Genomic DNA, 18,222 nt, shown 5'->3' with positions numbered 1-18,222 from the left:
TGGTTCTCGCGACACTGCGTGGCGAATCGCGAACCGCGCTGCGATAGTTCCATCGTGTACTCGCAGATCACCCCGCACCGCGCCGAACGCGTCGACCTTCCCGGCCGCTACGGCCCCGTGGCCGCACTGCGCGCCCCGGCCGTGGGTGACGCCCTGAAGGCGACCGTGCTGCTGGTCCCCGGGTACACAGGTTCCAAAGAGGACTTCGCCCCGATGCTGGACGGCATAGCCGACGCCGGCTTCGAGGTAGTGGCGATCGACCTCCCGGGCCAGTACGAGTCCCCAGGCCCGGACACCGAAGCCGAGTACCGCCCCGCGGGCCTGGGCGCATCGCTCGCCGAACTGGTCGAGAAGCTGGCCGCCGAGGGCCGCAGAGTCCTCCTCCTGGGCCACTCCTACGGAGGCCTGGTAGCCCGCGCGGCCGTCCTGGCCGGCGCACCGATCGCAGGCCTGACCCTGCTCTCCTCAGGCCCATCGGAACTCCCAGCGGGAGAACGCCGCACAGCCCTGGACATCGGCGAACAGATCATCGCCACGCAAGGCGTTGAGGGCACGCACAAACTCCAGGAACTCCGCAGCGCAGCGAACCCGAAGTACGCCGAACAACCCGAGGAGCTCAAGGAGTTCCTGAAGACCCGCTGGCTGGCCTCCCCGGCCGTGGGCTTCATCGGCATGGGCAACGGCCTGCGCCACGAACCGGACCTGGTAGCGAAACTGGGCCGAACTCTGCGCGCGAAGGGCACTCCGGCGCTGGTCGTCTGCGGCGACCTGGACGACGCCTGGAGCCCGGCCAGCCAACGCGACATGGCCGAACGCCTCGACGCGGACTTCGCGGTGATCCCAGGTGCGGCGCACTCGCCGAACGTCGAAGCCCCGATGGAACTCCTGGCCACCCTGCTCCCCACCTGGCGGGCCTGGCTGCGTTGAACTGGGCTAACTGAGCAACACCGCCACCAGAGCTCCGGCGAGCATGAACGGCCCGAACGGCAACTGGCTTCGCAGCGTGATCCGTCGCGCCGCCAGCAACACCAGCGACACCACGGCGGACAGCACGAATCCCAGCGCCGCCCCCAGAGCGAGCGACTGCCAGCCGAGCCACGCCAGCCCGACGCCGAGCACGCCGGCCAGCTTCACGTCTCCGCCACCCAGATCACCGGGCCGCACCGCGCCCAGAGCGAAGTAGAAGACGAACAGCACCAGACCACCGAGCAGCGCCCGCCACAACGTGTCCAACCGCCCGGACACGACGGCGGCGACGGCCAGCAGCCCCACCACGATCGGGTAAGCGGGCAACGTCAGCACGTCCGGTAGCCGCTCCACGGCCGCGTCGATGAACGCGAGGGCCACGCCCAGCGCGCCGAGAGTCGCGAACGCGAGCACCTCCACCGAACCGGCGAACCGCGCCGCGAGCGCCGCGACGACCACCGCCGACACCAGCAGGAACACCCAGCCCACGCGGGTGAACCGGGACACGGGGCCGCGCAGCGCGACACCGGCACCCACACCGGCGAGCGCTCCGCCCGCAGCCCACAAAGCAGTCATGCGACGGGACGGTACGCACCGAACTACCGCGACGGAACGTGACAGCAGCAGTTCTGACCGATCGGCGCCGCTTGTCCTCCAATCGACCGACATGTCATCCGGACCTGCATGTTCGTTACAACCCTTCGTCCGATACCGAGCCGCGCGTCGATCACGGAGAGTTCTCGACGTCCAAGTCGGACTCCCCCTAGGAGAACGAAATGTTGCTCTACCTGTACCTCCGCGCTCAGGAGTTCCTCACCTCTCCAGTTCGCAAGATGAACGACCGCGGCGCCACCGCAGTCGAGTACGGCCTGATGGTCGCGCTGATCGCCATCGTCATCATCGCCGCTGTCACCGGCATCGGCACCGCGCTCGACACCAAGTTCGACCTGGTCTGCACCAAGCTCGGTGGCACCTGCTCGTGAGCCCGTCGGTCTCCGGCATCCCTCTGCTCGTACGGCGCCACCCGCGCCGTCATCGCGGTCGGTGAAGGCCTGGAAGGGGTCTTCACCGAAGTCGGAACCACATCGCGAGCGACCCGTAACCAGCCGTGCGGCGGCCGGTCTCCCCCGGCCGCCGCACAAGGGAGTGGACATGAGAAAGCGCAGTACCGACCGCGGTGCGGCCGCCGTGGAGCTCGCCCTGCTGATGCCGCTCCTGCTCCTGCTGATCTTCGGCATCATCGACTTCGGCCGCGCGCTCAACGCGCAGATCACGATCACCCAAGCGGCGCGGGAGGGCGCACGCCTCGCCTCGCTGAAGCAACCCAACGTCGTGTCGAAAACCCAAAGCGCCGCAACGGGTCTGAGCGATGTGAACGTCTCGGTGACGGCCTGTCCCGGGACGCCGACGCCGAGCTCCGACGCGACGGTGCAGACGACCTACACGTTCGAGTTCGTCACGCCCGTCGGAGGCATCGCCTCCCTGTTCGGCGGCGGCGGACTCGGCGACCCGATCACGCTCACCGCCAAGGGAGTCATGCCATGCGAAGCCTGAGGACCGACGACCGCGGCGCCGTGGGCGTCCTCGTCGGCATCCTGATCGGGGGCTGCGTGCTGCTCGGCATGGGCGCTCTCGTCGTGGACGTCGGCCTGCTCCACCAGGAGCGCGCCGAGCTGCAGAACGGCGCGGACGCGGGGGCCATCGCGGTGGCCCGGGGCTGCGCCGCCGGCGCCTCGACCTGCTTGCCCGGCAAGGCGAACACCTACGCGAACGCCAACGCGAAGGACAGCAAGTCCAATGTGGACACGGTGTGCGGCTACGACGGATTCGGTGTGCTTCCCGCGTGTTCCACTTCGACCGGTCAAATGGTCGACTGTCCCACGACACCGAAGGCGGGCACGAAGTACGTCGACGTGCACACGTCCACCAAGACCGCGGACGGCTCCACGCTGCTGCCCGGCGAGTTCGCGAGAATGCTGGCGGGTAACGATTCCTACGACGGGACAAAGGTGCTCGCCTGCGCCCGTGCCGCCTGGGGACCACCGAAGACCGCGACCACGGTCGCGATGACGATCTCGTTCTGCGAGTGGATGCAGGCGACATCGAACGGCACGGCCTTCGCCCCCGCTCCGCCCGCCACTCCCCCGCAGTCCGCGGACCAGGTGCTGAAGCTGCACACCACGACCTCGGCGACCGGTTGCTCGGGCGCCCCGGCCGGCTCGGACGGTCCCGGCATGTTCGGCTGGGTCGACGACAACGGCGACTGCTCGGTGCTGATCAACAACAACACCTACAGCGCGGACACCGGCGCCTCCGCTGGCAACCAGTGCAAGACCGCGCTGCAGAACGCCTGGCAGAACAAGCAGATCGTGTACGTGCCGATCTACTCGAAGGTGACCGAGAACGGCACCAACGGCACCTACACGCTGATCGGCTTCGCCGGGTTCGTCGTCACCGGGTACCACCTGCCCGGCTTCAGCGAGTCGGACTGGCTGAACAAGAACAACGACTGCAAGGGCTCGGACAAGTGCGTCAACGGTTACTTCGTCCAGGGCCTGATCCCCACCACCGGAACCATCGGCGGCCCTGACCTGGGCGCCTACGTCGTCCAGCTCACCGGCTGAGGAGCAACCATGAAGAACCGAACACTCGTCGTCGTCCTCGCCGTGGTGCTGGCTCTCGTGGGCACCGTGGGCGTGTTCATCTACGTCCGCAGCGCCGACGCCCGCGCACTCGCGGGACAGCAGGCCGTCACCGTCCTGGTCGCGAAGGAACGCATTCCGGCGGGCACGTCCGCCACCGACGCACAGAAGCTGGTCGACACCAAGCAGATGCCGGCCGGCACGGTGCCCGAAGGCGCGCTGTCCGAAGTGGACGCCTCGCTCAACGACCTCGTCACGTCCTCGGACGTCGCGGCCGGTCAGCTGCTGACCAAGCCGATGTTCGTCGCGGCCGCATCGCTGTCCGATGGCATCGCGATCCCGGACGGCAAGATCGCCGTCACGATTCCGACCGAGGCGTGGCAGCGCGCCGGTGGCCTGGTGCACAAGGGTTCCAAGGTCGCCGTGTTCGACACGTTCACGATCCTGGAGGGCAAGGGCATCACACCCGCTGGTGACGGTCTCTCCAAGCAGCACGAGTACAACCAGGCGACGCGGCTGCTGCTCACCGCGGTCGAGGTGCTCGCGGTGACCGTCGAGGACAGCGGCAACGGCAGCACCGGGAATACCGAGAACAAGGTCGGCAAGGCGATCGTGACGGTCGCCGTCAGCCAGGCCGACGCCGAGAAGCTCATCCACGGTCAGCAAACCGGGACGCTCTACCTCGCGCTGCTCGGCGGCAAGTCCGATGTCAACCCCAGCAACGGTGTCGACAACCGTTCCATCTTCGGAAGCTGAGGCGCGCCATGGCCATCCTCTGCGAACCGGCCGCGCAAGCCGGAAAGCTAGCCTTCGGCATCGGACCCGACGTCCGGGTCGCCGAGAACCTCGCCGGCGCCGCCCGGTTGCTCGACAGCGACCAACTGGAGACGCTCGTGGTCATCGGCCCGCAGGCCGACCTGGACGAGGCGCTGTCGTTCGCCGCGGCACGGCGGCTCGACCGGCCGGCGGTCGGCGTCGTACTGGTCCGTCACCGGGTCGACGTCACACTGCTCACCAGGGCGCTGCGGGCGGGCGTCCGCGAAGTCGTGCCGACCGAGGACCTCGCCGCACTGACCGAGGCGTGCCAGCGCTCCGTCGAACTGTCCCACCGAGTCGCGCCGTCCGACGTCGGGCCGCGCAAACACGGCCAGGTCGTCACGGTCTTCTCCGCCAAGGGCGGCTGCGGCAAGACGACCCTGGCGGTCAACCTCGCCGCGGTGCTGGCCGCGGGTGGCGCGCGCAACGTGTGCCTGGTCGACCTGGACCTCGCGTTCGGCGACGTCGGCATCTCGATGCAGATCGACCCGGCGCGCACGATGGTCGACGCGCTCGGCATGATCGGCCACGTCGACACCGCGGGCGCCGCGTCGCTGCTCACGCAGTGCCGTCCCGGGCTCAGCGCACTGCTCGCGCCGGTGGAACCCGGTGACGCGGAACGGATTCCGGCCGCGCTGGTGAGTGAGCTGCTCGAGGTGCTGCCGAGGATGTTCGACTACGTCGTCGTCGACACGCCGTCGCAGTTCAGCGAACACGTGCTGGCCGCGATGGACGTGTCCCACCACCACGTGCTGCTGACCACGCCGGACGTACCCGCGTTGAAGAACCTGCGGGTCACCCTCGACATGCTCGATCTGCTGTCGTACTCGCACGACATCCGCTCGATCGTGTTGAACCGCTCGGACGCGAAGGTCGGACTGACCGCCGAGGACGTGGAACGCGTGGTGCGCAACCCGATCAGCGCGCACGTGCCCTCCAGCCGGGACGTGCCGATCTCCGTCAACAAGGGCAACCCGATCACCCTCAGCATGCCGAAGCACCCGGTCAGTGAGGCGATCGCGAAGTTCGCCCGTGAGCGTGTGACCGAAGAGCCGGCACTGGCCGGAGCGCGGCGGAGGTGGTTCAAGTGAGCCTGAGCGACCGGCTGGCCCAGCGTGGGCCGGCTCCCACCGAGGCACCCGCGGTGCTGCGCAGGACCGCACGGCACGCCGACCCGTTCGCCGCACTCAAGCGCAGTGTCCACTCCGGACTCCTGGAGTCGCTGGGCCCCAAGCTGTACGACGCGCACCTCGACCAGCGCGAGCTGGAGATGCGGGTGCGGCAGACGCTGCAGACCGTGCTGGAACGCGACGAGACCCCGTTGACGAGTGCCGACCGTTCGCGGGTGGCGCAGGAGGTCGCGGACGAGATCCTCGGCCACGGCCCGCTCGAGCCCTACCTGCGCGACCCCGGCGTCTCCGAGATCATGGTCAACGGACACGACCAGGTCTACGTCGAGCGGTCCGGCCGGCTCGAGCCGGTCGAGGCGGCGTTCGCCGACGAGAGCCACCTGCGCCGCACCATCGACAAGATCGTCGCCAAAGTCGGCAGGCGTGTTGACGAGGCGAGCCCGATGGTCGACGCGCGCCTGCCCGACGGCAGCCGCGTCAACGCCGTCGTGCCGCCGATCGCCCTGGACGGCTCGGTGCTGACGATCCGCAAGTTCGCGACCGATCCGTTCACCGTGGACGACCTGATCGCGTTCGGCACCATGACTCCGGCCGTGGCCGCCGTGCTGCGGGCCTGCGTTCACGGCCGGCTCAACATCCTGATCGGCGGCGGCACCGGCTCCGGCAAGACGACGAGCCTGAACGTGCTGTCGTCGTTCGTACCCGCGGACGAGCGGATCGTCACGATCGAGGACGCGGCCGAACTGCAGCTGCGCCAGGACCACGTGCTGCGCCTGGAGGCGCGGCCTCCCAACGTGGAGAGCCGCGGTGAGGTCGCGGTCCGCGACCTGGTGCGCAACTCGCTGCGCATGCGGCCGGACCGGATCATCGTCGGTGAGGTTCGTGACGGCGCCGCACTCGACATGCTGCAGGCGATGAACACCGGCCACGACGGCTCCATCACCACCGTGCACAGCAACGCGCCGCGCGACTCGTTGGCGCGCTTGGAGACCATGGTGCTGATGGCCGGTGTCGACCTGCCGACGCGCGCGATCCGCGAGCAGATGGCGTCCGCGATCGACCTGATCGTGCACCAGACGAGGCTCAAGGACGGCACCCGCCGGATCACCCACATCACCGAGGTGCTGGGCATGGAGGGCGAGGTCGTCACGCTGCAGGACCTGTTCCTTTTCGACTTCCACGCGGGTGTGGACGAGCACGGCCGCTACCGGGGTGCCTTGCGCACCACGGGAATCCGGCCACGGTTCGTGGAACGTCTGCTGGACCGAGGGGTCGCGCTGCCTCCGGGGATCTTCGTCGGCGAGGAGTTCCAGCGATGATCAAAAGGATCCTGCTCTTCGTGCTGGCGTTGATGATGGTGGGCGGCGTCGCCTCGGCGGCCGAGCCGACGCGTGGCGTCGTCGTGCTGCTGGACACCAGCGGTTCGATGGCCCCGGACCGGATCGTGCTGGCCCGCAAGGCGATCACGGACTACGTGGCCGGCCTGCAGCCGGACGTGCTCGTCGGGTTCGTCGCGTTCTCCGACAAGCCGCAGCTGCTCGTCCCGCCGACCGCCGACCGCGGGCAGGTCACCGCGGCGGTGAACTCGGTGCAGGCCAAGGGGAACACCTCGCTGCACGACGCCGTCCCGCTCGCCGTGTCGGCGTTGAACGGCATCACCGAACGGCGGCTGGTCATCGTCTCGGATGGCGAGGACACGGTCAGCAAGACCTCGTTGGACGCCGCGGTGCAGTCGTTGGTGGACAACAAAATTCCTGCCGACGTCGTGGGTTTCCAGTACCAGGACGCGGCGCTGCAGCGAATCGCCGACGCGGCCGGCGGGCGGTTGCTAACCGCTAACGATGCGCCGCAGTTGGCCGCGGCGTTCGCTGCTCTCGTGGTGCCGACGACGGCTCCGGCCGTCTCGGCACCCACCACGACCGTCGCGCCGCCACCCGCCGTGGTGGAGCCGTCGTCGACGTCCTGGCAGACCGCGCTGGTGATCGGCGGGACGTTCCTGGTGTTGCTGCTGGTCGCGTTGCTGCTGTTCGGATCCGGCGGGCGCGGCGGTCCGGGCGAGAAGCTGGACCAGCAGATCGGCCAGTACGGTCCTGGGCGCCGCACCGGGCACGAACCTGTAGCGGCACAAGAGGGCTCGGTAGCGCGAACCGCCTTGGACGTGACCGGGCGCTTGATCGGCGAACGCCGGGCGTCGGACATCGCGACCAAGCTGGACCTCGCGGGCATGAGGTTCAAGCCGACGGAGTGGACGTTGCTGCGGGTCTGCCTGGCGATCGCGCTGGCCGCGGGGTTGGCGGTGCTGACCGGTGTGCCGTGGCTCGGCATCCCGCTCGGACTGCTGCTGGGCTGGCTCGGCACGGCCGCGTACGTTTCGGCCAAGACCACGCGCAGGCGAGCGGCGTTCGGCGAGCAGCTGCCGGACGTTCTGCAGCTCATCGCGGGATCGCTGCGCTCCGGCTTCTCGCTGTCGCAGTCGATCGACGGGGTCGTGCGGGACGGCGCCCAGCCCGCGGCCGGCGAGTTCTCCCGTGCGCTGGCCGCGACCCGGATCGGCGCCGAACTGGAGGACGCACTCGACCAGGTCGCGCACCGGATGGAGAGCCGCGACCTCGCGTGGGTCGTGATGGCGATCCGCATCCAGCGCCAGGTCGGCGGCAACCTCGCCGAGGTCCTGCTCAACACCGTCGGCACGATGCGGGACCGCGCCAAGACCCGCAGGCAGATTCGCGCGCTGAGCGCGGAAGGCCGGCTTTCGGCATACGTCCTCATCGCCCTGCCGCTCTGCCTGGGTACGTGGCTGTTCCTCGCCCGGCCCGACTACATGCGCCCGTTGCACACCACCCTGCCCGGCTGGCTGATGCTGGGCGGTGCCGCGCTGCTGGTCGTGCTCGGGGCGTTCTGGATGCGCAAGCTCGTGAAGGTGGAGGTGTGACATGGTCCTTTTGCTCGCACTGGCCTGCCTCGGCATCGCGATCGTGCTCTTCGTGGTGATGCTGGCCCGGCCCGCGGGAAGCGCCGTCGACAACTCCCTGGCGATGATCGAGAGCACGTATTCACGTTCGGTCGCCGTGGAAGCGGAGACCAAGCGGTCCCCTTCGTGGCTCGGCGGGATGGCGGGGCGCCTCTCGCCCGCCGACGCGTCATCGCGACTGCAGTACCGGCTCGACCTGGCCGGCAACCCGGCGGGCTGGAGCGCCGAACGTGTCCTGGCGTCGAAGGGCCTCGGCCTGCTGCTGGGCGCCGCTTTCCTCGGCGTGCTGCTGGGCTACCACTCGGTCAGCGCGATGGTGATCTGTCTGGTCGTGGGCGCAGTGGGCGGGTTCTTCCTGCCCGACCTGCTGCTGCTCAACGCCGGCCAGAAACGCCAGCAGGCGATCCGCAAGGCACTCCCGGACGCCCTGGACATGCTCACGGTGTGTGTCGAGGCCGGCCTCGGCTTCGACGCGGCACTCGCCCAGGTCGCCCGCAACACCACGGGCCCGCTGGCCATGGAATGCGCCCGCGTGCTGCAGGAGATGCAGATCGGCAAATCCCGGAACCAGGCGCTGCGGTCGTTGACCGAACGCACCACGGTCAACGAGCTCCGGTCGTTCGTCTCGGCCCTGGTGCAGGCTGGTGACCTCGGTGTTCCCATTGCCCAGGTGCTGCGCGAGCAGGCCAAGGAGATGCGCGTCCGGCGCCGTCAGCGGGCCGAGGAGACGGCCCAGAAGGTGCCGGTGAAAATCCTCTTCCCTCTGATCGCGTGCATCTTCCCGGCGATGTTCGTGATCATCATCGGCCCCGCTGCGATCTCGATGGCCCGAGTGCTGTTGTCACTGTGAGTCAGGGTCTTTAGACCCTAATAGGCCGATCGGTGTAACCGATTCGACAAGCGGATCGACATGCGGATGAACCTTCAACGAAGGAGTCCGCATGACGATCCGCATCGTCGTTGTCGACGGCCACACGCTGACCCGCTACGGCCTGAGCAAACTGGCCGCGAGCAGCACCGACATCGAGATCGTCGCTGAGACGGGCTCCGCTCTCGACGCCCCGCGCGTCATCGCGTCCTTGTCGCCGGACGTCGTGACCGTGGACGTCGCCCTCCCGGACGGCGACGGCCTGCGCCTGGCCCGCGAGCTGCGCGACCGCTACCCCTCCATGGGCATCGTCGTGCTCACGTCGCACGGCGAGGACGACGTGCTGTTCCGGGCCCTGGAGACCGGCGTCTCGGCGTTCGTGTCGAAGGCCGCCCCGGTCGAGGAGGTGCTCGGCGCCATCCGCCACGCGGCTGTCGCCGCCTCCTCCTTCACCGCCTCCGGCCTGGCCTCCGCGCTGGCGCGGCGGCATCAGGCCACGTCACGACTCGGGCTCTCCCCTCGTGAGCGCGAAGTGCTCTTGCTGCTGCGCGACGGTGTCTCGGTCCCCGCGATCGCTCGGGCGTTGTACGTCAGTCAGTCGACGGCCAAGACCTATGTGTCGCGGCTGTACGAGAAGCTCGGTGCGTCCAACCGCTCACAGGCGTTGATGACGGCGTTGCGCGACGGCCTGATCCGGCACTCCGCCTAGGCTCCCTCGGCTGAGCGCAGCCCGGCCACCTCGGCCCTGAGCCGCTCGACTTCGTCGACCAGCGCGAGCACGTCGACCGTGGCAATCCACTCGCGTGCGCATTCGGCACGCTCGGCCAGCAACCGCTTCTCGACGTCGCGCATCATCCCCGCAAGGCCGAAGTCCTCGGCATCGATCGCCTCCTCCTTGCGCTGCCGCGCCTGGAGAATCCGCGCCGTGAACTCCCGGATCTCGGCGGGCACGATGTCCTTCGCCGGTTCCGTCCGCCCGCCCCAGATGGCGGTTGGATCCGTTATGCGAGCCCAGATCCGGTCGTTGGCGTTCATCGGGCTCTCCGGGGCGAGTCCGGCAAGTTCGGCCAGGCCCCCTTGCCGGATGAGCCCGGAAATCAGATCCCACGTCCGGATCGGTCCGTCGTGCGCGGCCGCGTGGCGTAGTGCCTCCGCGGCTTCGTCGGTGCACACGAAATCCTTTGGAAGGACGGGGCGATCCACCGGTTTCAGGTCGGCGATCTCGGCTGAAACCGGTGCCAGATCGACGCCGCACTCAACGAGCAGCGCATAGCTGTTGGACGTTGTCACCAAGCCGAAGAGAAGGTGCCTGAGCCCTATGGGTCCTCCGGCGATGGAGTGCGCGCGGGCGAGCGCATCCCGCGCATCCCAGGCGAGCCGGGACGGGTCTGTCACGCCCACCAGAACGTCCACAGGGTCGCGGCGCTGATGAGGAGCACCCCCAGCGAGCTGACCGGCGCGCGCCAGTCGTTGAAGCGGTCGGCGATCACCTGGGCCACGATCACCACGAGCGCGGCCACGATGTGCGCCGTGACGGCGAGGGCGCCGGGGCCTGGGAGGTCGTGCGCGTTGGCGTAGAACTGGACGCCGATGTTGAACAGTGCCAGCAGCACCATGCCGACCGCGAGCACTCCGCTCACGCCCCGCAGGAACCCGTAACCCGCTCTCCGCTTGGTCTCCGTCGCCGCTGCCTTCACTTCCGCCAGTCTAGGGGCCGAGCGGCATCCAGGGCCCGAGGGTCACCTCCACGCGAGTCCTCAACTCAACCCCCCGCGAATCGACACTTCAACCCCTGACGAAGCTGCACTCTCGCTCCCGCGAGCCCGCGCTTCCGCGTCCCCGAGCCGCCTCCTGCGGGCGTGAACCGAGGACTCACCGGTGCCGAACTGAGGACTCGCGGCCTGAGCCGTACCTTCGCGGGGCTACGGCGCCAGCAGCTCCCACGGGTCGAGCGCCGGCGACGCCTGCTGCCCCTCCGGACAGCTGCGCCGGAAGTCGCACCATGTGCACTGCCGCCCGGTCACCGGCGGGAACAGAATCTCGGGGTCGCCACCGGCCTTCAACGTCTCCGCCGCCAGGTCGATCTCGTCCGCGGCCTCCTCGGCCCGGCTGACGTGCCGCGCGAGCGACTCCTCGGTGTGCTCCCACACCGCCACCTCGCCGCTGGGCAGGTGATGCAGTTCGACCCGCCGGCACGGCTTGCGCAACGTGCGCCGCGCCGCCAGCGCGTAGAGGGCCAGCGCCTGCGAGCCGCGCGCGTCGTCGACGGTCAGGACCTGTTTGCCGGTCTTGTAGTCGACGATCACCAGTTCGCCGTCGCGCAGGTCGATGCGGTCGACCCGGCCCTCGGCCACGATCTTCTCGGTCGGCGACGACACCCAGCGCTCGATGCCGAGCGGCTCGATCGACGTGTCCTGCTCGGCCACGTAGTCGTGCACCCAGCCCGCCGCCCGCGCCCGGTACTCGGCGGCCTGGTCGACGTCGCGGAAGCCCTCGCTCTTCCAGTGCCGCGTCACCAGCGCCGCCGCCTGCTCCGGGGTTCGCTTCTCCGCGGGCAGGTCGAACAAGGCCTTCAACGCGTTGTGCACCACCGCGCCGAGGGTGTTGTGGGCCCAGGCTCCCCCGCGCGGCGGCGATGGCCGGTCCAGGTACGCCATGCGGTATCGGCGCGGACAGTCCGTCCACGTCGCGAGCTTGGCCGGCGTCACCCGCACCAGACGGCGGGGGACGCTGCCGAAGTCGAACCCGAGCTGTTCCACGGACCCCAAGTTACTCAGACCCCCTGACAGTATTTGAATGGCTCCCATGGAGATCTGGCACAACCCGCGTTGTTCCAAGTCGCGCGCCGCGAAGCAGGCCCTGGACGACGCCGGAGAGACCTACACCGAGCGCCGCTACCTCGACAACCCGCCCACCGAGCAGGAGCTCGACCACGTCCTCACCCTGCTGGGCAAGGAACCGTGGGAGATCGCCCGCACCAAGGAACCGGCGTACCAGCAGTTCAAGAACGAGCCCCACGACCGGGCCAAGTGGATCAAGATCCTCGCCGAGAACCCCGTCCTGATCGAACGCCCGATCGTGATCAAGGAAGACGAAGCGAGCATCGAGCGTTAGGCCCCGGACACGAACCCCTGCACGGACGACGCGACCAACTGGACGGCGATCGCGGCTAGCAGGAGACCGGCGATCTTCGCCATCAGCAGGATCCCGCTCTCCTTGAACACCTTGATCAGCAGACCCGCGGACCGCAGGCACGCGAGCAGGATCAGGTGCACCGCCACGATCGCCGTCGCCAAAGCGATGTACGACCCGATCGAGTCGGCCTGCCGCACGAACACGATCGTGGCCGCGATGGCACCAGGCCCGGCCAGCAGCGGCGTCCCCAGAGGCACGAGAGCGATGTTGACGTCCTCGACCTCCGGGTGGTTGGTCTCGCCACGACCGGTCAACAGGTCCAGAGCGATCAGCAACAGCAGCAACCCGCCGGCACCCTGCAGGGCCGGGATGCCGATGTGCATGTAGGCGAGGATCGAGTTGCCCGCCACGGCGAACAGGGTGATCACCAGGAACGACACCAGCACGCCCTGACGCGCCGCCCGGCGCCGCGCGTCGCGGGACTTGCGACCGACCAGACCCAGGAACACCGGGATCGTGCCCGGCGGGTCCATGATCACGATCAGCGTGATCAGCGCCTCGGTGAACAGCCGTACGTCGAACACCACGTCACCCCACGAGGATCTTGCACCCGGTGGCCCGCTCCGCGAGTGCGTCCAGCATCTCCGGCGCGGTGGACTCCGCGCCGAGCCGGATCGTCTTGTTCGTCCCGTGGTAGTCCGAAGACCCGGTGACGATCAGCCCAGCGGAATCGGCCAGCCGCCGCAACCGGAGGCGGGTGTCAGCGTCATGGTCCGGGTGGTCCACCTCGACGCCCGCGAGTCCGACCGAAGCAAGAGAACGCACCACGTCCGACGTGACGATCGGGCCGCGCGCGACGGCGAACGGGTGCGCCAGCACGGTCACACCGCCCGCCGCGGTGATCATCTCGATCGCGTGCTCGACGGGCGTGTCGGTGCGCGGCACGTAGTACTGGCCACCGGCCAGGAAGGTCGCGAACGCCTCGTCCACCGAGGACACGACGCCCGCGCGCATCAACGCCATGGCGAGGTGCGGCCGTCCGACGGTCGCTTCCTCGGGCACACCGGCCAGCAGCGCGTCCGGGTCGATCGGGAAACCGTCGGCGGCCATCCGGAACGCCATCTTGTGCAGCCGCTCGCGTCGTTCGGACCGCAGCCGCACCTGCTCCGCGACCAGGGCGGGCGACGTCGGGTCGTACAGGTACGCGAGCAGGTGCACGGTGATCCGGTGGCCCCGCCCGTCGAACGACGTGCACGACTGTTCCGACCCGCGCACGAGCCGCAGGCCGGCGGGCAGTGCGGCAGCCGCCGCGGCCCAGCCGGAAGCCGTGTCGTGGTCGGTGATCGCCACCGTGTCGAGACCTGCCGCGGCGGCCGCCGCGACGAGCTCAGCAGGCGTGTCGGTGCCGTCGGACTCCGTCGAATGGGTGTGCAGATCGATGACCACGTCGTCCAGTGTGGACGACGCGATCCGGCGAACTCACTTGGGGAGCATCGACTTGCCGCGCGCCATCCGCTGAGCCTTGATCATCGAGAACCGTTCGGCCTGCGCCTTCTTGTCCCCGAACACCAGCTCGGAGATGGCGTCGTACACCTCTTCGGGGTCCGGCAGGTACTCCAGACGGTTCAACGCCTGGATCTGACCGGCCGACTCGACGATCAACGTGCCGAACCCGAACATGCGGCCCGTCACCGACCTCTCATACGTGAGGTCGGTGACCTTGCTGATGGGCATCATCGCGACCTTGGTCTCGAAGACGCCCGACGTCAGCATGAACCGCTTGTCGGTGACGACGATGCGCTCGACCCACCACTCGATGATGAAGTAGGCCAACCGCAGCAGCACCAGCAGGGAGACGTACCAGAGGATGTTCTGGATGATCCCCGCGTTCGGCGGCAACAGGTAGGAGATCATCATGGCGCCGGCGAGCAGAGCCCCGGCCTCCAGGACGTCCCACAGCAGGTAAGACCAGTGTCGCCGCACCCTGATGACCCGACGCTCACTGTTGAGCAGATAGTCGTCCGGATCGCGTGGAGCGAACATGGTTCACCCGCCTCTCGTTGCTGACGAGTGTAAGTCCTAGGCGACGACGTTCTTGGCGAAGTTGATCAAAGCCTCCGCCGCGGTCCGCAGTGCGCCGAGGATGTTGTGCACCAGTTGCGCTGCCTGCTGCGGCTCGGCGATGAGGAAGAACAGCAGCAAGGCGACGCCGGCGAAAATGAGGATCTTCTTCAAGTTCACGGTCCCACCCCGTCCAACTTCCGCACCCGTTTGGCGCCGTTCGTCACCGTTGTACAGCAAGGTCCGGCGCGTTGGGCAATTTGTACCGCGCTTGGGCGAGCGAGCACGACCGCCGTTCCGGGGTCGCTACGATCCGTAACCGTGACGGAGCGCAGTCCGGTGTCGGTCCGCTGTGTCGGCGGCATCGTTTTTGACCCCATCGGGCGACTACTGCTCGTGCGACGAGCCAACGCGCCTGGTGAGGGCCTCTGGTCGATACCAGGCGGCCGGGTGGAGCCTGGTGAGACAGACAGCGAGGCGGTGAAGAGGGAACTCCGTGAGGAGACAGGACTCTCCGTGACCGTCGGCCGACTCGTCGGATCCGTCACCCGACCGTTTCGTGACGGCGTTTTCCTGATCTTCGACTACGAGTGCCAGGTCAGGTCGGGTGTGCTCCGACCGGGGGACGACGCATCGGATGTCCGATGGGTCGACAGTGCGATGTTGGCCACATTGGAGCTCACCGAAGGCCTCCACGAGGCGCTCAAGGGGTGGAACTGCCTGCCCAAGGCCTGATCAGGGTTCGCTCTATCGAGTAGCTGTCGGCAGCCACACGAGACGCTGTCCGTGGGCCTCGGTCCGCGCCAGCACCCGCGTCTCGGTCTGTCCATCACGCGACCGGCTGAGCCTCAGCTCGCCGCCCTCGTGACCGACCCACCACGCGGGCCGGGGCAGCTCGGCGAGCGCGGGCAGCAGGTCCAGCCCGGAGGCGTACGTGAGCACGACCAGCGGAGCGTCCGCGGGGATCAGGTCGGCGGCCTTCGGCAGGTCGGCCACCGGATCGCCCGCGAGGAGCTGCGGCGGCTTCTTGCGGAGCACGCCCGCGGCCACGCCGAAGAGCCGCAGCCGCTCGGGCTGGTCGGCCCACACGCAGGCCTCGAGCCAGGCGTAGGCGTCCTCGTCGTCGAGGTCGGCCGGTTCCCCGATGCCGGCCTTCGCGGCGACCTTCACGGACTTGGGCAGCTTGGGCAGCTCGGCGCCCGGCGCGAGCTCCAGCGCGCAGTGCAGGCCCACGGCGGCCTTCGCCGGTCCGGCGACGACCTGCCCCGCCTGCTCGGTCTGGTAGCGGTAGGCGTACTGGTCGAGCCCGAGCAGCAGTCCCGCGCTCGTGCCCGCCTCGAGCAACCCGACGGGCGCGCCCGCCTGTTTGGCCGCGATCGCCACCGCCGGGAACAACACGGCCGCGCCGCGCACCTCGCACGTCCGCGTCGTGCGGGTCGCCACGAGCTCGCGCACCCGCTCCGACCGTTCGAGCAGGAAGTCGCGGAACAACGGCCAGGTGGCCTCGTCCGGGCCGTAGGTGCCGCCGAGCGACGGGTAGTAGTTCGACAACGGGTGGAACGGCTCGACCTGCACGAGCCGGTGCGCCGCGGCGAGGAGCAGGGCGCCGGAGGCGTGGGCCTCCGGCGCTGCCGTCAGCAGACGGGCGACCTCCGGATCATCGGCGGCGTGGCGCGCGAGGTGCTCGTAGAGCGGGGAGACGCCGGACGCCTCGTCCGCGAACTCCGAAAGCCTGCGCTGCGCCAGATCCGGAGAAGTCACTTCACTCCCAATCGATATCAATCAGTGGCGGGCTCGGGCCGGCCCGGCTGCTCGCCGCCGCGCGCGTCGCCGTAGGACTTCTTGGGCACCATGACCTTGCGGCGGAAGATGCACACGACCGTGCCGTCCTGCTTGTACCCGCGGGTCTCGACGTAGACGATGCCGCGGTCGTCCTTCGACTTGGACGGCGTCTTGTCGAGCACCTCGGTCTCGCCGTAGATGGTGTCACCGTGGAAGGTCGGCTTCACGTGCCGGAGCGACTCGATCTCCAGGTTGGCGATCGCCTTGCCCGAAACGTCCGGTACGGACATGCCCAAAAGTAGCGAGTAGATGTAGTTGCCCACCACGACGTTCTTGCCGAAGTCCGTCGTCTTCTCGGCGTAGTTGACGTCCATGTGCAACGGGTGGTGGTTCATCGTGAGCAGGCAGAACAGGTGGTCGTCGTACTCCGTCACCGTCTTGCCGGGCCAGTGCTTGTAAACCGCGCCGACCTCGAATTCCTCGTAGTAACGACCGAACTGCACTACTGCCTCCGCTGGCGTGTGATCGAGATCCGTCTCGGTTGGGGAGACAGTCTGAAGGCAGGGGGAGTACTCTCGGCAACTGGTGTGTGAGGCAATCCACCACCCGTGAACTTCGCCCAGAGGAGGTGAGGACGGCTTTATGAGCAACGACCCCCACCCTGCCAGTACCAAGCGCGTCCTCATCGGAGGGGCATCTTTGCTCTGAGTCTCCGGTAGGGACGCCCCGTCGTGTGTTCGTGCCTGAACGACGTGCGTGTGCCTGGAGGACTCACCATGCCCAGCTTGCCATCGATCCGCGGCCGCGGTGCGCAACAGCGCCCGATGGCACCCATTCCGGTGCCGTTGTCGGCGTATGTCGTGGACTGCGCGGTCTACATCGACGGCAAGCGCCTGCCCGGCCGCTGGACGCACACCGATGCCGTCAAAGAGGTCCGCAAGCGCAAGGACGGGTTCGTCTGGATCGGCCTGCACGAGCCGGACGGCGAGCAGATCCAGGGCATCGCGGACACGTTCGGACTGCACGAGCTGGCCGTCGAGGACGCGGTGCACGCGCACCAGCGCCCGAAGCTCGAGCGGTACGACAACACGCTCTTCATGGTCTTCAAGACCGTCCGCTACGTGACGAACGAGTCGCCGGACACCGCCAACGAGATCGTCGAGAGCGGCGAGATCATGGTGTTCCTGGGCAAGGAGTTCGTCATCACCGTGCGGCACGGCAACCACTCGGGGCTGTCCAAGCTGCGCCACGAGATGGAGGACGACGCGGAGCGCCTGCAGGTGGGGCCGGCCGCCGTCCTGCACGCGATCGCGGACCACGTCGTCGACAACTACCTCGACGTCACCGAGCACATCGAGAACGACATCGACCAGATGGAAGAGCGGATCTTCGCGCCCCGCAGCCGGGTCAGCGCGGACCAGATCTATCTCTTCAAGCGCGAGGTCGTCGAGCTGCGCCGCGCGGTGATGCCGCTCGCGAACCCGTTGCGCCGCTTGGCCGAGGGCTACACGCCGCTCATCCCCGAGACCGTGCGGTCGTACTTCCGCGACGTCGACGACCACCTCACCGAGGTGTCCGAACGCGTCGCGGCGTTCGACGAGCTGCTGACCACGCTGGTCGACGCGACGCTCGCGAAGATCACGCTGCAGCAGAACACCGACATGCGGAAGATCACCGCCTGGGTGGCGATCATCTCCGTGCCGACGATGGGTGTCGGCATCTACGGCATGAACTTCGACTACATGCCGGAACTGCACTGGAAATACGGATATCCGGTGGTGATGAGCTTGATCCTCATCGCCTGCCTGATCCTCTATCGAATACTTCGACGAAATCGCTGGCTCTGATTTC

The 18,222-nt window shown here is 68.4% G+C and carries 23 protein-coding genes; 13 read left to right on the top strand and 10 right to left on the bottom strand.

Going from position 1 to position 18,222, the window contains the following annotated elements; genetic code table 11:
• The first annotated feature begins 54 nt into the window (after nucleotides 1–54).
• A complete protein-coding gene (locus QSK35_RS39780) occupies nucleotides 55–927 on the top strand; it encodes an alpha/beta fold hydrolase (protein WP_285753179.1) in 873 nt (290 codons plus the stop codon).
• A 6-nt stretch (nucleotides 928–933) separates the two neighbouring features.
• On the opposite strand, the gene QSK35_RS39775 is transcribed toward QSK35_RS39780, so the two are convergent.
• Entirely contained in the window at nucleotides 934–1,542 is a 609-nt protein-coding gene (locus QSK35_RS39775; protein WP_285753178.1) for a prepilin peptidase, read from the bottom strand.
• A gap of 200 nt (nucleotides 1,543–1,742) precedes the next feature.
• Between QSK35_RS39775 and QSK35_RS39770 the strand changes: the two genes are divergently transcribed.
• From QSK35_RS39770 to QSK35_RS39730, 9 genes are all read left to right on the top strand, one after another.
• On the top strand, nucleotides 1,743–1,949 hold the full coding sequence (locus tag QSK35_RS39770) for a Flp family type IVb pilin (RefSeq protein ID WP_285753177.1): 207 nt from the start codon (nucleotides 1,743–1,745) through the stop codon (nucleotides 1,947–1,949).
• 169 nt (nucleotides 1,950–2,118) lie between these two features.
• Nucleotides 2,119–2,520 (top strand): TadE/TadG family type IV pilus assembly protein, encoded by a 402-nt coding sequence (locus QSK35_RS39765; RefSeq protein ID WP_285753176.1) that lies wholly within the window; start codon nucleotides 2,119–2,121, stop codon nucleotides 2,518–2,520.
• Nucleotides 2,508–3,590, top strand: a complete 1,083-nt coding sequence (locus QSK35_RS39760; RefSeq protein ID WP_285753175.1) for a pilus assembly protein TadG-related protein — start codon at nucleotides 2,508–2,510, stop codon at nucleotides 3,588–3,590. The genes QSK35_RS39765 and QSK35_RS39760 overlap by 13 nt, the downstream gene beginning before the upstream one ends.
• A gap of 9 nt (nucleotides 3,591–3,599) precedes the next feature.
• Nucleotides 3,600–4,364, top strand: coding sequence for a Flp pilus assembly protein CpaB (gene cpaB, locus QSK35_RS39755; RefSeq protein ID WP_285753174.1), 765 nt, complete (start codon nucleotides 3,600–3,602; stop codon nucleotides 4,362–4,364).
• An 8-nt stretch (nucleotides 4,365–4,372) separates the two neighbouring features.
• On the top strand, nucleotides 4,373–5,515 hold the full coding sequence (locus QSK35_RS39750; protein ID WP_285753173.1) for a CpaE/TadZ family protein: 1,143 nt from the start codon (nucleotides 4,373–4,375) through the stop codon (nucleotides 5,513–5,515).
• Nucleotides 5,512–6,873, top strand: coding sequence for a TadA family conjugal transfer-associated ATPase (locus tag QSK35_RS39745; RefSeq protein ID WP_285753172.1), 1,362 nt, complete (start codon nucleotides 5,512–5,514; stop codon nucleotides 6,871–6,873). Before QSK35_RS39750 ends, QSK35_RS39745 begins: the two co-directional genes overlap by 4 nt.
• A complete protein-coding gene (locus QSK35_RS39740; protein ID WP_285753171.1) occupies nucleotides 6,870–8,486 on the top strand; it encodes a VWA domain-containing protein in 1,617 nt (538 codons plus the stop codon). The genes QSK35_RS39745 and QSK35_RS39740 overlap by 4 nt, the downstream gene beginning before the upstream one ends.
• A 1-nt stretch (nucleotide 8,487) precedes the next feature.
• On the top strand, nucleotides 8,488–9,375 hold the full coding sequence (locus QSK35_RS39735; RefSeq protein ID WP_285753170.1) for a type II secretion system F family protein: 888 nt from the start codon (nucleotides 8,488–8,490) through the stop codon (nucleotides 9,373–9,375).
• Nucleotides 9,376–9,466: 91 nt separating this feature from the next.
• Entirely contained in the window at nucleotides 9,467–10,102 is a 636-nt protein-coding gene (locus QSK35_RS39730; RefSeq protein WP_285753169.1) for a response regulator transcription factor, read from the top strand.
• Here the strand turns inward: QSK35_RS39730 and QSK35_RS39725 are convergent.
• The 3 genes from QSK35_RS39725 to QSK35_RS39715 all read right to left on the bottom strand — a co-directional run bounded on the left by QSK35_RS39725 (nucleotide 10,099) and on the right by QSK35_RS39715 (nucleotide 12,152).
• Nucleotides 10,099–10,794: a hypothetical protein gene (locus tag QSK35_RS39725; protein ID WP_285753168.1), complete on the bottom strand. Its 696-nt coding sequence runs from the start codon at nucleotides 10,792–10,794 to the stop codon at nucleotides 10,099–10,101. The two genes, QSK35_RS39730 and QSK35_RS39725, sit on opposite strands and share 4 nt — an antisense overlap.
• Nucleotides 10,785–11,090: a hypothetical protein gene (locus QSK35_RS39720; RefSeq protein WP_285753167.1), complete on the bottom strand. Its 306-nt coding sequence runs from the start codon at nucleotides 11,088–11,090 to the stop codon at nucleotides 10,785–10,787. Before QSK35_RS39720 ends, QSK35_RS39725 begins: the two co-directional genes overlap by 10 nt.
• Nucleotides 11,091–11,315: 225 nt before the next feature.
• The gene (locus QSK35_RS39715; RefSeq protein ID WP_285753166.1) at nucleotides 11,316–12,152 is read right to left on the bottom strand and encodes a RecB family exonuclease; all 837 of its coding nucleotides are present in this window, start codon (nucleotides 12,150–12,152) and stop codon (nucleotides 11,316–11,318) included.
• Nucleotides 12,153–12,189: 37 nt separating this feature from the next.
• On the opposite strand from QSK35_RS39715, the gene QSK35_RS39710 reads away from it, so the two are divergent.
• Entirely contained in the window at nucleotides 12,190–12,507 is a 318-nt protein-coding gene (locus tag QSK35_RS39710) for an ArsC/Spx/MgsR family protein (RefSeq protein WP_352244198.1), read from the top strand.
• Here the strand turns inward: QSK35_RS39710 and QSK35_RS39705 are convergent.
• From QSK35_RS39705 to QSK35_RS39690, 4 genes are read right to left on the bottom strand one after another with little or no spacing between them, the layout of a single operon-like run.
• Nucleotides 12,504–13,112 (bottom strand): MarC family protein, encoded by a 609-nt coding sequence (locus QSK35_RS39705; RefSeq protein WP_285753164.1) that lies wholly within the window; start codon nucleotides 13,110–13,112, stop codon nucleotides 12,504–12,506. The two genes, QSK35_RS39710 and QSK35_RS39705, sit on opposite strands and share 4 nt — an antisense overlap.
• Before the next feature lie 4 nt (nucleotides 13,113–13,116).
• Nucleotides 13,117–13,974: a PHP domain-containing protein gene (locus QSK35_RS39700; RefSeq protein WP_502881778.1), complete on the bottom strand. Its 858-nt coding sequence runs from the start codon at nucleotides 13,972–13,974 to the stop codon at nucleotides 13,117–13,119.
• 33 nt (nucleotides 13,975–14,007) lie between these two features.
• Nucleotides 14,008–14,571 (bottom strand): PH domain-containing protein, encoded by a 564-nt coding sequence (locus tag QSK35_RS39695; RefSeq protein ID WP_285753162.1) that lies wholly within the window; start codon nucleotides 14,569–14,571, stop codon nucleotides 14,008–14,010.
• 36 nt (nucleotides 14,572–14,607) lie between these two features.
• On the bottom strand, nucleotides 14,608–14,769 hold the full coding sequence (locus QSK35_RS39690) for a hypothetical protein (protein ID WP_285753161.1): 162 nt from the start codon (nucleotides 14,767–14,769) through the stop codon (nucleotides 14,608–14,610).
• A gap of 141 nt (nucleotides 14,770–14,910) precedes the next feature.
• Here QSK35_RS39690 and QSK35_RS39685 point away from each other — a divergent pair, with 141 nt between their 5' ends.
• Complete coding sequence (locus tag QSK35_RS39685) at nucleotides 14,911–15,324, top strand: NUDIX hydrolase (RefSeq protein ID WP_285753159.1); 414 nt, start codon at nucleotides 14,911–14,913, stop codon at nucleotides 15,322–15,324.
• 12 nt (nucleotides 15,325–15,336) lie between these two features.
• Here the strand turns inward: QSK35_RS39685 and QSK35_RS39680 are convergent, their stop codons facing one another.
• Both QSK35_RS39680 and QSK35_RS39675 read right to left on the bottom strand, forming a co-directional pair.
• Nucleotides 15,337–16,350, bottom strand: a complete 1,014-nt coding sequence (locus QSK35_RS39680; RefSeq protein WP_285753158.1) for a DUF2332 domain-containing protein — start codon at nucleotides 16,348–16,350, stop codon at nucleotides 15,337–15,339.
• A 17-nt stretch (nucleotides 16,351–16,367) separates the two neighbouring features.
• Entirely contained in the window at nucleotides 16,368–16,874 is a 507-nt protein-coding gene (locus QSK35_RS39675; protein ID WP_285753156.1) for a MaoC family dehydratase, read from the bottom strand.
• Nucleotides 16,875–17,147: 273 nt separating this feature from the next.
• Here QSK35_RS39675 and corA point away from each other — a divergent pair, with 273 nt between their 5' ends.
• Entirely contained in the window at nucleotides 17,148–18,218 is a 1,071-nt protein-coding gene (gene corA, locus QSK35_RS39670) for a magnesium/cobalt transporter CorA (RefSeq protein WP_285753154.1), read from the top strand.
• The last annotated feature ends 4 nt before the right edge of the window (nucleotides 18,219–18,222 follow it).

This window comes from Lentzea sp. NBRC 105346 (assembly GCF_030269605.1).
Lineage (GTDB): Bacteria > Actinomycetota > Actinomycetes > Mycobacteriales > Pseudonocardiaceae > Lentzea.
This window is presented reverse-complemented; position numbering and strand designations above follow the sequence as displayed.

Excerpts from the sequence above, each read along its gene's own strand:
- QSK35_RS39775 (WP_285753178.1), bottom strand. The coding sequence starts at position 1,542 with ATGACTGCTTTGTGGGCTGCGGGCGGAGCGCTCGCCGGTGTGGGTGCC.
- QSK35_RS39770 (WP_285753177.1), top strand. The coding sequence starts at position 1,743 with ATGTTGCTCTACCTGTACCTCCGCGCTCAGGAGTTCCTCACCTCTCCA.
- QSK35_RS39765 (WP_285753176.1), top strand. The coding sequence starts at position 2,119 with ATGAGAAAGCGCAGTACCGACCGCGGTGCGGCCGCCGTGGAGCTCGCC.
- QSK35_RS39760 (WP_285753175.1), top strand. The coding sequence starts at position 2,508 with ATGCGAAGCCTGAGGACCGACGACCGCGGCGCCGTGGGCGTCCTCGTC.
- cpaB (WP_285753174.1), top strand. The coding sequence starts at position 3,600 with ATGAAGAACCGAACACTCGTCGTCGTCCTCGCCGTGGTGCTGGCTCTC.
- QSK35_RS39750 (WP_285753173.1), top strand. The coding sequence starts at position 4,373 with ATGGCCATCCTCTGCGAACCGGCCGCGCAAGCCGGAAAGCTAGCCTTC.
- QSK35_RS39740 (WP_285753171.1), top strand. The coding sequence starts at position 6,870 with ATGATCAAAAGGATCCTGCTCTTCGTGCTGGCGTTGATGATGGTGGGC.
- QSK35_RS39735 (WP_285753170.1), top strand. The coding sequence starts at position 8,488 with ATGGTCCTTTTGCTCGCACTGGCCTGCCTCGGCATCGCGATCGTGCTC.
- QSK35_RS39730 (WP_285753169.1), top strand. The coding sequence starts at position 9,467 with ATGACGATCCGCATCGTCGTTGTCGACGGCCACACGCTGACCCGCTAC.
- QSK35_RS39710 (WP_352244198.1), top strand. The coding sequence starts at position 12,190 with ATGGCTCCCATGGAGATCTGGCACAACCCGCGTTGTTCCAAGTCGCGC.
- QSK35_RS39695 (WP_285753162.1), bottom strand. The coding sequence starts at position 14,571 with ATGTTCGCTCCACGCGATCCGGACGACTATCTGCTCAACAGTGAGCGT.
- corA (WP_285753154.1), top strand. The coding sequence starts at position 17,148 with ATGCCCAGCTTGCCATCGATCCGCGGCCGCGGTGCGCAACAGCGCCCG.